Genomic DNA, 12,160 nt, shown 5'->3' with positions numbered 1-12,160 from the left:
TTAAGCACGCCGCCAGCGTTCGTCCTGAGCCAGGATCAAACTCTCCGTGAATGTTTACCGGTAATCCGGTGAGACACTCGCGTTGAGCGGGACAGGCAGGCCGGAATATGGCCCGCTGTCCACAGCGTCCTCGCTGTAGTGTGCCACCCCGAGGGGTGGACTTTTTCAAAGGAACCTCGACCATCCGAAGATGGACGGGGTATCAACTAATCTGGCGTTGATTTTTGGCACGCTGTTGAGTTCTCAAGGTGCGGACGCTTCCTTCGTTCCTGTTTCCAGGCCCTCCGGGCGCTTCCTTCGTTTCCGACTCTATCAGATCTTTCCGATCCGATTTCCTCGGTGCTTTCCGGTCCCTTTCGCTTTCGCTCCGGGCCCTTCCGGCGTGTCCACTACGTTAGCTGATTTCTTCGGCGACTCATAATCGAGCCAATCGAATTCGAATTCCGGCATGCCGAAATACGCCCCTGCTGGGGAGTCATCTTGAGTAGTGGGTGGCCGCTGCGGGGTGCTCGAACAAGCAGACCGTTTCCAGCGGCTCGGGCTACGTTACGGGGTCCGGTTGCCCGAGTCAAGGCGACGTTTGCGGGGCGTGTGGGCGCGGTACGGGCTCACCGTCGGGTCCTCGGTGATCCAGAAACGCCAGGGGTGCGGGGCCCCGTCGCCGCCGACGCCCGTGCGGGGGCCGCTGTTGATGCGGTCCGGGGCGGGGGGCGTGCCGGTGAGGAGGGCGAGCGGTCCGTCCTGACCTGCGCAGGTGTCCGTGCCGTTCAGGGAGAGGGCGATGTCGAGGGCGGTCGCCAGGCGGGCCGGGCCCTTCGCCAGCTCGTGGTCGGAGCGGGCCGAGCGGCGGCGCGGGCGGGCCTGCTCGGCGCCCTCGATGAATTCACCCGCGCGCAGGAGGACACCGCTCGCGTGTCCCTCGGGGCCGCACACCAGGTTCAGGCAGTGCCACATGCCGTACGTGAAGTAGACGTACGCGTGCCCGGGGGGTCCGAACATGACGGCGTTCCGGTCCGTACGGCCCCGGAAGGCGTGGGAGCCGGGGTCGATCGCGCCGGCGTACGCCTCCACCTCCGTGAGGCGGAGTTCCATCCGGCCTTCGTCCGTGTTGCGGACGAGCGTGCGGCCCAGGAGATCGGGGGCCACCTCCAGTACGGGGCGGTCGAAGAAGGCCCGCGGGAGCGGCGTACGGTCGGGGCTCTCGCTCATGGCGTCCGAGGGTAGTGGGGAACCGGCTACGGTCGTCGCGCGTATGTAGGGGTCAGGACCCTAGAAGGAGTGGAAGTCATGGGATTCAAGAAGCTGCTCGCGAGCCTGGGTGCCGGTGGGGCCACCGTGGAGACGGTGCTCACCGAGGAGAACGTCGTCCCGGGTGGGGTCGTCCAGGGCGAGGTGCGGATCCAGGGTGGTTCGGTCGCGCAGCAGATCGAGGGGCTGTCCGTCGGGCTGCAGGCGCGTGTCGAGGTCGAGGGCGGTGACCAGGAGCACAAGCAGGACATCGAGTTCGTGAAGGTGCGTCTGGGCGGGGCCTTCGAGGTGCAGCCCGGGGCGGTGCACGTGGTGCCGTTCGGTCTGGAGATTCCGTGGGAGACGCCGGTGACGACCATCGCCGGGCAGCAGCTGCGCGGGATGAACATCGGGGTGACGACCGAGCTGGAGATCGCCCGGGCCGTGGACTCGGGTGACCTGGACCCGATCAACGTGCACCCGCTGCCGGCGCAGCAGGCGATCCTGGACGCCTTCATCGGACTGGGCTTCCGCTTCAAGAGCGCGGACATGGAGCGCGGGCACATCCGGGGGACGCGGCAGCGGCTGCCCTTCTACCAGGAGATCGAGTTCTTCGCGCCGCAGCAGTACCGGGGTCTGAACCAGGTCGAGGTCAGCTTCGTCGCGGACGACCGTGAGATGGACGTCGTCCTGGAGATGGACAAGAAGCCGGGTCTGTTCACCGAGGGCAGCGACTCCTTCCGTGCGTTCAAGGTGGGGCTGCACGACTTCCACACCACGGACTGGGCGGCCTACCTGAACCAGTGGCTCGCCGAGGTCGGCGGCCGTCGCAACTGGCTCTAGGCTCGGCCCGTCAGCGTTGACGGACGATTCGGAGGTACTCGACGTGTCCGAGGGCAAGAGGGCGCCGCTCCCCCACGACTTCCATCCGCCGGTGGCAGCGTTCACCGTGGTGAGCGACGACGTCGCGGCGGGCGGGGTCCTGAAGGACGCTCAGGTGTACGCGGCGGGGAACACCTCGCCGCAGCTGAGCTGGGAGGGGTTCCCCGCGGAGACGAAGAGCTTCGCCGTGACCTGCTTCGACCCGGACGCCCCGACGGGCAGCGGGTTCTGGCACTGGGTGCTGTTCGACATACCGGTGTCGGTGACGGAGCTGCCGGTGGGTGCCGGATCGGGGTCGTTCGAGGGGCTGCCGGCCGGTGCGGTCCACGCGCGGAACGACTACGGCTCGAAGGACTTCGGCGGTGCCGCTCCGCCGAAGGGGGACGGGCCGCACCGGTACGTCTTCACGGTGTACGCGGTGGATCAGGAGAGGCTCGGTCCGGACGCCGACGCCTCGCCCGCGGCGGTCGGGTTCAATCTTCGCTTCCACACCCTCGGGCGTGCCCAGCTCGTGGGTGAGTACGAGGATCCCGCGCAAGGCTGATCGTTCGTCAGTTGTTTGCCCGCTTCTGGTCTTGGAGAGATCAGAAGCGGGCATCTTTTGTTGCGCAGGAAATTGCGTTGTCCGACCCGGCCGGCCCGGCCATCGTTGATCCAAGCCCGAAGACCCCTTCCGGGGCTGGGGCCGGCACACGGGAGGTGGGCAACATGCGGGACACGCTGGTACTGAACGCGAGCTTCGAGCCGCTGTCGACGGTCACACTCAACCGTGCGGTGGTGCTTGTCCTACAGGACAAGGCCGTCGTCGAGCAGGCCCATCCCGAGCTGAGGGTGCGGGGTGCCGCCGTCGATCTCCCGGTGCCCCGGGTGATCAGGCTCTGCCGGTACGTACGGGTGCCGTTCCGAAGACAGGCTCCGTGGTCGAGGAGGGGGGTGCTGGTCCGGGACCAGCACCGGTGCGCGTACTGCGGGCGGCGGGCGACGACGGTCGACCACGTGGTGCCGCGGGCGCAGGGCGGTGGGGACAGCTGGCTGAATACGGTCGCTTCCTGTGCCGAGGACAACCACCGCAAGGCCGACCGGACGCCGGAGCAGGCGGGGATGCCGCTGCTGCACCAGCCGTTCGAGCCGACCCCGGCGGACGCGATGCTGCTCGCGATGCGGGCGAGCGAGCGGTCGGAGCTGCCGGAGTGGCTGGCCAACTCGGCCGCTTAGACGCGTAGACGCGTAGACGTGTGAACGGGTGGGCCCGTCTCCCTTGGGGGAGGCGGGCCCTTCCGTCGTTGCGGCTAGCCGAGGGTCAGCTGGAGGATCGCCACGATGCCGACCGCGATGATCACCCCGCGCAGGACCGTGGGGGGCAGTTTGCGGCCCACCTTGGCGCCGAGCTGGCCGCCGAGGGTGGAGCCGACGGCGATGAGCAGGACGGCCGTCCAGTCGAAGTCGGCGACGAAGAGGAAGAAGACGGCTGCGATTCCGTTGACCAGGGCGCCGAGGATGTTCTTGACGGCGTTGATGCGCTGGAGGTCGTCGTGGAGCAGCAGGCCCATGAGGGAGAGGTAGAGGACTCCCTGGGCGGCGCCGAAGTATCCGCCGTACATGCTGGCGAAGAAGAGGCCGACGAGGAGCACGGGGCCGCCGTCGGGGTGGGCCTCGGTGCCGGTCTGTTCGCGGCGGCGCTTCACGGCGGCGGCGATGCGGGGCTGGAACAGGACCAGGACGAGCGCGAGGCCGATGAGGACGGGGACGATCGCGTCGAAGGCCTCGGACGGCAGGGCCAGGAGCAGGATGGCGCCGATGAGGCCGCCGGCGAGGGCGACGGCGCCGAGTCGCAGGACGCGGGACTTCTGGCCCCCGAGTTCGCGGCGGTAGCCGATGGCCCCGCTGATGGAGCCGGGCACGAGGCCGAGGGCGTTGGAGACGTTCGCGGTGATCGGGGGGAGTCCGGTCGCGAGGAGGACCGGGAACGTGATCAGCGTTCCCGATCCGACAATCGTGTTGATGGTGCCGGCGCCGATGCCGGCGGCGAAGACTGCCAGGGCTTCCCAGATGGACAACGCCATCTCCTTACATGGTCAGTGAGTCGCCTCCCCGCCCTGACGTCGTCAGGGTCGAGGGGCTCGTTACTGATCATGCACGAATTACGTGTACGCGTCAGTCGACCGAGGGTTCGTCTCGCCGTTCGGCCGCCGCGCCCTTGACGTTGAAGCCGGGGGTGCCGCCGCCGACGTTGCCGAAGGCGCCGGAGAGGCCCTTGAGCGCGTCGCCGATCTCGCTGGGCACGATCCAGAGCTTGTTGGCGTCGCCCTCGGCGATCTTCGGGAGCATCTGGAGGTACTGGTACGAGAGGAGCTTCTGGTCCGGGTCGCCCGCGTGGATGGCCTCGAAGACCGTGCGGACGGCCTGCGCCTCGCCCTCGGCCTTGAGCGCGGCGGCCTTGGCCTCACCCTCGGCGCGCAGGATCGCGGACTGCTTCTCGCCCTCGGCGGTGAGGATCGCGGACTGGCGGGTTCCCTCGGCGGTGAGGATCGCTGCGCGCTTGTCGCGCTCGGCGCGCATCTGCTTCTCCATCGAGTCCTGGATGGAGGTCGGCGGCTCGATGGCCTTGAGTTCGACGCGGTTGACGCGGATGCCCCACTTGCCGGTGGCCTCGTCGAGGACGCCGCGCAGGGCCGCGTTGATCTCCTCGCGGGAGGTGAGGGTCCGCTCCAGGTCCATGCCACCGATGATGTTGCGCAGGGTGGTGACCGTGAGCTGCTCGATCGCCTGGATGTAGCTGGCGACCTCGTAGGTCGCGGCCCGGGCGTCCGTCACCTGGTAGTAGATGACCGTGTCGATGTTGACGACGAGGTTGTCCTGGGTGATCACCGGCTGCGGCGGGAACGGGACGACCTGCTCACGGAGGTCGATCCGGTTGCGGATCGAGTCGATGAACGGGACGACGATGTTCAGTCCTGCGTTGAGCGTGCGGGTGTAGCGGCCGAAGCGCTCCACGATCGCCGCACTCGCCTGCGGGATGACCTGGATCGTCTTGATCAGGGCGATGAAGACGAGCACCACCAGAATGATCAGGACGATGATGACTGCTGACATCGTGTTCCCCGTGCCCTTCGCTGCCGGTTGTCTGCCGGGTATCTTCCGATGATCGAGTTTCCCAGATGGCGGAGCGTCATGGGCGAGGTTCGGTCACATGACGTCACATGACCACGGCGGTCGCCCCGTCGATCTCCACGACGTCGACCTGTTCGCCCGGTTCGAAGCTCTGGCCGGTGTCGAGGGTGCGGGCCGACCAGACCTCGCCGGCGAGCTTGATGCGGCCTCCGTTGCCGTCGACCCGTTCCAGGACGACGGCCTGACGGCCTTTCAGGGCGTCGACGCCGGTGCGGATTCCGGGACCGCCGTCGCGGTGGCGGACGGCGATCGGGCGTACCACCGCGATGAGTGCCACGGAGACGACGACGAAGACGAGCACCTGGGTGACGATGCCGAAGCCGAGGGCGGCGGTCACCGCCCCGGCGACCGCTCCTACGGAGAACATGCCGAACTCCGGCATCGCGGTCAGGACCAGCGGAATGCCGAGCCCCACCGCGCCGATCAGCCACCAGACCCACGCGTCGATGTCCACGTGGTCATGGTAGGGCGGTGGGGTCCTTCCGGGACAGGGCGCGGGCGGCTGTGCGGGACGCCGGTGCCCTCTCCGGTCACTTCAGGGGCAGGCCGTGGGCGGTCCAGCGGTCGCCGACGCGCTCGACGACGAGCGGCAGGCCGAAGCAGTGCGAGAGGTTGCGGGAGGTGAGCTCGGTCTCCACGGGTCCCGCGGCGAGGACCTTGCCCTGGCGGATCATCAGGACGTGGGTGAAGCCCGGGGCGATCTCCTCGACATGGTGGGTGACCATGATCATGGAGGGGGCGTACGGGTCGCGGGCCAGACGGCCGAGGCGGCGGACCAGGTCCTCGCGGCCGCCGAGGTCGAGGCCGGCGGCGGGCTCGTCGAGGAGGAGGAGCTCCGGGTCGGTCATCATCGCGCGGGCGATCAGGGTGCGCTTGCGCTCGCCCTCGGAGAGGGTGCCGAACTTGCGGTCCAGGTAGTCGTTCATCCCGAGCCGGTCGAGGAAGGCCTTGGCGCGCTCCTCGTCGACCGGGTCGTAGTCCTCGTGCCAGGTGGCGGTCATGCCGTACGCGGCGGTGAGGACGGTCTGCAGGACGGTCTGGCGCTTGGGGAGCTTCTCCGCCATGGCGATGCCGGCCATGCCGATGCGGGGGCGGAGTTCGAAGACGTCGGTGCCGACGCCGCCGAGCTGCTCGTCCAGGATGCGGGCGGTGCCCTTGGTGGGGAAGAGGTAGCTGGAGGCGATGTTCAGAAGGGTGGTCTTGCCGGCGCCGTTGGGTCCGAGGATCACCCAGCGCTCGCCCTCCTTGACCGACCAGGAGACCTCGTCCACCAGAGCCCGTCCGTCGCGGACCACGGATACGTCCACCAGCTCCAGTACATCGCTCATGAGCGCGTTGTCTCCCCTTGCGGTCGAGTCTTGTCGTCGCCTTGCGCCGGTGGGCGCGGCGTCCAGGGGAAAACCTACGTTATCGACGGAGCGGACCGGTCCGTAGGGCTTCCTTTGAGTCCTTAGTCTGGGGGGATGCTTTCGGAACCACGCTCAGGACGTCTGGCCGCCTGGGGCAATGCCCTGCTGGCCGGGGCCGTGTCGCCCGACGAGGCGGCGACGGCGATTGTCGGGGAGGACGCGGTGCACCGCGTCGAGGGGCTGCCGGGTGAGGCGGGGCCGGTGGGGCTGACGCTCGCGCTGGGCCGGCTGCGGCGGCTCGGGGTGACCGGCTGGCGGGTCGCGCTGCCGGCGCCGGGGCATCCGCTGGGGCTGAGCGGGCCGCCGGACTTCAACGCGCGCGCGTTGGAGGCGGAGGAGGCGGTGGTGGGCTTCGGTGCGCCGTACGGTCTCGTGCCGGAGGTCTCCGAGGCCGGTCCCGCGGGTGATGTGCACGTCTCGGTGGTCTGGCAGTGCCTGGCCGTACGGGAGGCCCCGCCGGCCGACGTGCCCTCGCTCGGCGAGGCGGAGCGGGAGCTGGCGGAGGCGCTGCGGGACGCGACGGCGGTGCTGACCCGGCTCGACGTGGCGGCCTCGGGCCCGGCGGCGGACGCGGCGCGCGAGGCGTACCGGGCGCGGGCGGAGGTGGGGCGCGAGGTGCTCGCCCCGGGCTATCCGCCGCGCGCGGTGCGGGTCCTGGAGCTGGCGCAGCGGATCGGCCTGCTGGTGAACCTGGCGTACGACCACGGGCACGGGGGCGCGGTGAGCGCCTCGGAGATGGCGGCGCGGGGGGCGGCGCTGCGGCCGGTGGAACGGGTGGCACGACGGGCCCAGGTCGCGGCGTACAACGCGTACGTGGAAGAGAGGGAGCGGGACCGGGGCTTCTGACGCCTGCGCCTCCACCTCCGGCCCGGCGGACGGAGTCCGGCGCAGCGACCCCGAAGCCCGAGAGGCCCCCGGGGCCGAGCGGTGCGAGGGACGCGTCAAAGAGGGGCCGGCGGCGCGGGGGGCGGCGCTGCGGCCGGTGGAACGGGTGGCACGACGGGCCCAGGTCGCGGCGTACAACGCGTATGTGGAGGAGAGGGAGCGGGAGCGCGGGTTCTGAGGCCTGCGCGGCCGGAGGTGGGCGCCACGTCGGTCGCCTCGGCGGCGGAACCGTGCGGCGGGCCGTGGTCGGCTGAGGTGGTGGGGCGGCTGCAGGCCGGTGGTTCCGGTGCGCCCACCCGTTCCGCCCTTCGCGGAACGTATGCCCACCACCGGCACGAACCCCCGGCCCCGGGGGGATCGGCCGGGGGCGGGGGTTCGGTCGGGGAGGCGTCAGCCGTTGACGGCGCCGTTGCCGAAGGCCGGGTTGAGCAGGCCGATCACGTTGACCGTGTTGCCGGAGACGTTCACGGGGACGTGGACCGGGACCTGCACCAGGTTGCCGGAGGCGACGCCCGGCGAGTGGAGGGCCTGCCCGTTGGCGTCCGCGTTCGCGGAGGCGACGCCCGCACCGGCGGCGACGATGCCTCCGGCGACCATGGTGAGGGCAGCGGCCTTCTTGAGGTTCTTCACTTGGTACATCCTCCTGGTCGTCGCTGCGGCAGGTCCGCCGCAGCACGCCATGGAGAACGCCCCACCCCCCGTCGGGTTGCGCCGAACGGGGGACATACACACGACGGTATGAAGGACTGAACGGTCGTGCGCTCCGGCGCGCGAAGGGGGCGCATCAGCGGGTGAGGCCGTGCCTCACCGCCCAGAGCGCCGCCTGGGTGCGGTCCGCGAGGTCGAGCTTCATCAGGATGTTCGAGACATGCGTCTTGACCGTCTTCTCGGAGAGGACGAGCGCGCGGGCGATCTCCCGGTTGGACCGGCCGTCCGCGATCAGGCCGAGGACCTCGCGCTCCCGCTCCGTGAGGGACGGCCCCCGCCCCGTGCCCCCGTGGGAGTCCTCCTGGGCGAGGAGCGCGCCCGCGACCTCGGGCTGGAGCAGGACGTGCCCGGCGTGGACGGAGCGGATCGCGCCGGCCAGGGCGTCGGGGTCCACGTCCTTGTAGACGTATCCGGAGGCCCCTGCCCGGAGCGCGGGGACGACCGTCCGCTGCTCGGTGAAGCTGGTGACGATCAGGACCCTGGCGGGGTTGGCGAGCTCGCGGAGCCGCTTGAGCGCCTCGATGCCGTCCGTGCCCGGCATCTTCACGTCCATCAGGACCACGTCGGGGCGGAGCTCCTCGGCCCTCGCGACCCCTTCGTCGCCGTCGGAGGCCTCCCCCACGACCTCTATGTCGTCCTGCACCTCCAGGAAGGTGCGCAGGCCTCGGCGGACGACCTGGTGGTCGTCGACCAGCAGGACACGGATCGGCTTGTCAGCCACCGGGAACCTCCATCTCGATCGTGGTGCCCTCGCCCGGGGCCGAGGTCACGGTGAGCCGGCCGCCGACGCCGCCCGCGCGGTCCCGCATGGAGACCAGGCCGAGGTGGCGGCCGGCCCTGCGGACCGTACGCGGGTCGAAGCCCTTGCCGTCGTCGGTGACGGTGAGCCGCGCGCCCTGGCCGCTGCGGGTCAGGGAGACCGCGACGAGCCGCGCGTCCGCGTGCCGCAGGGCGTTGTGCAGGGCCTCCTGCGCGACCCGGAGGACGGCCTCCTCCTGGGCGGCCGGCAGGGCCCGGGTCCCGGGGCTCTCGAAGGTGACCCGGGCGGAGTGGGCGCGGTCGAGGACCTGGATCTGGGTGCGGAGCGTGTGCACGAGGCCGTCCTCGTCGAGGGCGGCGGGCCGGAGCTCGACGACGGCGGCGCGCAGCTCGTCGGCGGCCTCGGCGGCGAGCGCGGCGACCTGCTGGAGCTCGCCCTTGGCGCGGGCCGGGTCGCGGTCGACGAGGGCGGCGGCGGCCTGGGCGGTCAGCCGGAGCGAGAACAGCTTCTGGCTGACGGCGTCGTGCAGCTCGTGGGCGAGGCGGGAGCGCTCCTCGGCGATGGTGAGCTCGCGGCTGCGCTCGTACAGGCGGGCGTTGGTGAGGGCGATGGCCGCGTGCTGGGCGAGGATCGAGAGGAGTGCCTCGTCCTCGGCGGTGAAGCCGCAGCCGCCGTCGGGCTTGGGGCAGCGCTTGTTGGCGAGGAAGAGGGCGCCGAGGATCTCGTCGCCGTCCCGGACGGGCAGGCCGAGGAAGTCGGACATCTCGGGGTGGGCGTCGGGCCAGCCCTCGAAGCGGGGGTCCTCGCGGACGTCGGCGAGCCGCTCGGGCTCGGCCTTGTGGAGCATCGAGGCGAGGATGCCGTGCTGGCGGGGCAGGGGGCCGATGGCCTTCCACTGCTCGTCGCTGACGCCGTCGACCACGAACTGGGCGAAGCCGCCGTGGTCGTCGGGGACGCCCAGGGCCGCGTACTCGGCGTCGAGCAGCTCGCGGGCGGAGGCCACGATCGTCTTGAGGACGTCCCGGACCTCCAGATGGCGGCTCATCGCCAGGAGGGCGGTGCTCACGGCGGCCAGGCCGGAGCTCGGTCGATGGCTCATGTGTTCACCGTACCGGCGGGGTGTGACGGTCCGTATCCGCCCGGGGACGAGGGCGGCGCAGGTCTCGGGACCTAGGTCGAAGTGCCCTTGGCGGTCCGGGCCGGGGGACGAGGCGGTGGGCGGGGGTGCGGCCGGAGGCTTGAGCCATCCAGAAGGAAGAGGGGATGGACGTCATGGCTGTCGCGATCATCACGGGTGCGTCGAGGGGTCTCGGGCGGGCGCTGGCCACGGCGCTTGCCGGGCAGGGCTGGGATCTGGTGCTCGACGCCCGCAAGGCGGACGTACTGGAGGAGAGCGCGGAGGCGGCCCGCGCGCGTGGCGCCCGGGTGGTGGCGCTGGCGGGGGACGTGACGGACGCGGCGCACCGGCGGGAGCTCGTGGCGGCGGCGCGGGAGCTCGGGGGGCTCGATCTGGTGGTGAACAACGCGGGGATCCTGGGCGCCGAGCCGCTCGTGCCGCTCGACCGTCACTCGCTGGACGGGTTCCGGGCCGCCCTTGAGGTCAATGTGGTGGCTCCGCTGGGGCTCCTCCAGGAGGCGCTGCCCCTGCTGCGCACCTCGCCCGCCGGTGCGGTGGTCAATCTGAGTTCGGACGCGGCGGCGGAGGCGTACCGGACCTGGGGCGCGTACGGGGCGACGAAGGCGGCGCTCGACCAGCTGTCGGCGGTCCTGGCGGTGGAGGAGCCGGGGCTGCGGGTCTGGTGGGTGGACCCGGGCGGGATGCGGACGGACATGCTGGCGGCCGCGGAGCCCGGCGAGGACCTGTCGGGGACGCCGACACCGGACGAGGTCGCCCCCGTCTTCCTGCGGCTGCTCGACGAGCGGCCGGCGAGCGGGCGGTACTCGGCGCCGGCCTTCCTGGAGACACGATGAGCCTCGCCGTACGGGTGCCGGCGGAGCTGTCGGCGCGGGTGCCGGCCGAGCAGCGGGGGCCCGGGCGGGGCCGGGACGACGTGCGGCTGCTCGTGTCGCGGGGCGAGGCGGTGTCGCACCACTCCTTCAGGGAGCTGCCGGCACTGCTGCGGGCCGGGGACGTGCTCGTCGTGAACACGTCGACGACGCTGGCGGCGGCGGTGGACGGGTGGTCGGCAGGACACCCCCCGGGGCACCTTCCCGGGCCCGGGCCCGGGGAGCCGGTGGTGGTGCACTTCTCGACCCGCGGGGACGACGGGCGGTGGGCCGTGGAGCTGCGGACGCCGGACGGGTCGGGCAGTACGCGCCCGCGTGGGGGCGGTCCGGCGGGGGCGGTCGTGCGGCTGCCCGGCGGGGCGCGGCTGGTGCTGGCGGAGCCGCTGGTGCCGGGGAGCGGGCGGCTGTGGTGGGCGCGGGCGGACGTGGACGTGCCGGGGCTGCTCGGGCGGTACGGGCGGGCCATCCGGTACGGGTACACGGAGCGGGACCAGCCCCTGTCGGCGTACCGGACGGTCTTCGCGCGCCCCTCCCCCGACGGGGCGGGCTCGGCGGAGATGCCGAGCGCGGGGCGGCCCTTCACGGCCCGGCTCGTGGCGGAGCTGGTCGACCGGGGCGTACGGATCGCTCCGCTGTCCCTTCATACGGGGGTGTCGTCGGCGGAGGCGCACGAGCCGCCGTACCCGGAGCGCTTCGAGGTCCCTGCGGCGACGGCGGCCCTGGTGAACACGGCCCGCGCCGAGGGCTGCCGGGTGATCGCGGTGGGGACCACGGTGGTGCGGGCCCTGGAATCGGCCGCCGTCGACGGGGTCGTGCGGGCCGCCGGGGGGTGGACCGGGCTCGTGGTGACGCCCGCGCGGGGAGTGCGGGTCGTGGACGGGCTGCTCACCGGCCTGCACGAGCCCGAGGCCTCGCATCTGCTGATGCTGGAGGCGGTCGCCGGACGGCCCGCGCTGCGGAGCGCGTACGACGCCGCGGTACGGGGCCGCTACCTCTGGCACGAGTTCGGCGACGTCCATCTCCTCCTCCCGGCGCAGGAGCCTCACCCTGCGCATTGCTGACGCAACGCCCGGTGAGTTTGTTACGTGCCCGATGTGAGGCCGCGCATAGG

14 protein-coding genes are annotated in these 12,160 nt (G+C 71.5%); 6 read left to right on the top strand and 8 right to left on the bottom strand.

Annotated elements, in window-relative coordinates; translation table 11 throughout:
- Nucleotides 1–546: 546 nt before the first annotated feature.
- Nucleotides 547–1,209: a DNA-3-methyladenine glycosylase gene (locus tag ACF07V_RS11950; protein ID WP_392153406.1), complete on the bottom strand. Its 663-nt coding sequence runs from the start codon at nt 1,207–1,209 to the stop codon at nt 547–549.
- 78 nt (nt 1,210–1,287) lie between these two features.
- Between ACF07V_RS11950 and ACF07V_RS11945 the strand changes: the two genes are divergently transcribed.
- The 3 genes from ACF07V_RS11945 to ACF07V_RS11935 all read left to right on the top strand — a co-directional run bounded on the left by ACF07V_RS11945 (nt 1,288) and on the right by ACF07V_RS11935 (nt 3,324).
- Complete coding sequence (locus ACF07V_RS11945; protein ID WP_392153404.1) at nt 1,288–2,070, top strand: sporulation protein; 783 nt, start codon at nt 1,288–1,290, stop codon at nt 2,068–2,070.
- 43 nt (nt 2,071–2,113) lie between these two features.
- On the top strand, nt 2,114–2,653 hold the full coding sequence (locus ACF07V_RS11940) for a YbhB/YbcL family Raf kinase inhibitor-like protein (protein WP_392153403.1): 540 nt from the start codon (nt 2,114–2,116) through the stop codon (nt 2,651–2,653).
- Nucleotides 2,654–2,817: 164 nt separating this feature from the next.
- Nucleotides 2,818–3,324 (top strand): HNH endonuclease, encoded by a 507-nt coding sequence (locus ACF07V_RS11935; protein WP_041128537.1) that lies wholly within the window; start codon nt 2,818–2,820, stop codon nt 3,322–3,324.
- Nucleotides 3,325–3,398: 74 nt separating this feature from the next.
- On the opposite strand, the gene ACF07V_RS11930 is transcribed toward ACF07V_RS11935, so the two are convergent.
- The 4 genes from ACF07V_RS11930 to ACF07V_RS11915 all read right to left on the bottom strand — a co-directional run bounded on the left by ACF07V_RS11930 (nt 3,399) and on the right by ACF07V_RS11915 (nt 6,608).
- Nucleotides 3,399–4,172, bottom strand: coding sequence for a sulfite exporter TauE/SafE family protein (locus ACF07V_RS11930; protein ID WP_392153402.1), 774 nt, complete (start codon nt 4,170–4,172; stop codon nt 3,399–3,401).
- Nucleotides 4,173–4,263: 91 nt separating this feature from the next.
- A complete protein-coding gene (locus tag ACF07V_RS11925; RefSeq protein ID WP_392153400.1) occupies nt 4,264–5,202 on the bottom strand; it encodes an SPFH domain-containing protein in 939 nt (312 codons plus the stop codon).
- A gap of 103 nt (nt 5,203–5,305) precedes the next feature.
- The gene (locus tag ACF07V_RS11920; protein WP_392153398.1) at nt 5,306–5,734 is read right to left on the bottom strand and encodes an NfeD family protein; all 429 of its coding nucleotides are present in this window, start codon (nt 5,732–5,734) and stop codon (nt 5,306–5,308) included.
- A 76-nt stretch (nt 5,735–5,810) separates the two neighbouring features.
- Nucleotides 5,811–6,608 (bottom strand): ABC transporter ATP-binding protein, encoded by a 798-nt coding sequence (locus ACF07V_RS11915; protein WP_392153397.1) that lies wholly within the window; start codon nt 6,606–6,608, stop codon nt 5,811–5,813.
- A gap of 135 nt (nt 6,609–6,743) precedes the next feature.
- Between ACF07V_RS11915 and ACF07V_RS11910 the strand changes: the two genes are divergently transcribed.
- Complete coding sequence (locus ACF07V_RS11910; protein WP_392153395.1) at nt 6,744–7,535, top strand: hypothetical protein; 792 nt, start codon at nt 6,744–6,746, stop codon at nt 7,533–7,535.
- A gap of 429 nt (nt 7,536–7,964) precedes the next feature.
- Here the strand turns inward: ACF07V_RS11910 and ACF07V_RS11905 are convergent, their stop codons facing one another.
- The 3 genes from ACF07V_RS11905 to ACF07V_RS11895 all read right to left on the bottom strand — a co-directional run bounded on the left by ACF07V_RS11905 (nt 7,965) and on the right by ACF07V_RS11895 (nt 10,141).
- Nucleotides 7,965–8,204: a chaplin gene (locus ACF07V_RS11905; protein ID WP_392153394.1), complete on the bottom strand. Its 240-nt coding sequence runs from the start codon at nt 8,202–8,204 to the stop codon at nt 7,965–7,967.
- Between the two features lie 154 nt (nt 8,205–8,358).
- The gene (locus ACF07V_RS11900) at nt 8,359–9,003 is read right to left on the bottom strand and encodes a response regulator (RefSeq protein WP_392153392.1); all 645 of its coding nucleotides are present in this window, start codon (nt 9,001–9,003) and stop codon (nt 8,359–8,361) included.
- Complete coding sequence (locus ACF07V_RS11895) at nt 8,996–10,141, bottom strand: GAF domain-containing sensor histidine kinase (RefSeq protein ID WP_392153390.1); 1,146 nt, start codon at nt 10,139–10,141, stop codon at nt 8,996–8,998. Before ACF07V_RS11895 ends, ACF07V_RS11900 begins: the two co-directional genes overlap by 8 nt.
- A gap of 173 nt (nt 10,142–10,314) precedes the next feature.
- Here ACF07V_RS11895 and ACF07V_RS11890 point away from each other — a divergent pair, with 173 nt between their 5' ends.
- Nucleotides 10,315–11,013 (top strand): SDR family NAD(P)-dependent oxidoreductase, encoded by a 699-nt coding sequence (locus ACF07V_RS11890; protein ID WP_392153446.1) that lies wholly within the window; start codon nt 10,315–10,317, stop codon nt 11,011–11,013.
- On the top strand, nt 11,010–12,110 hold the full coding sequence (locus ACF07V_RS11885) for an S-adenosylmethionine:tRNA ribosyltransferase-isomerase (protein ID WP_392153389.1): 1,101 nt from the start codon (nt 11,010–11,012) through the stop codon (nt 12,108–12,110). Before ACF07V_RS11890 ends, ACF07V_RS11885 begins: the two co-directional genes overlap by 4 nt.
- Nucleotides 12,111–12,160 lie beyond the last annotated feature (50 nt).

The sequence above is a fragment of the Streptomyces sp. NPDC015661 genome, from assembly GCF_043077765.1.
Classification (GTDB): Bacteria; Actinomycetota; Actinomycetes; order Streptomycetales; family Streptomycetaceae; genus Streptomyces.
The sequence above is the reverse complement of the archived record's forward strand: the minus strand, read 5'-3'. Positions and strand labels throughout refer to the sequence as shown.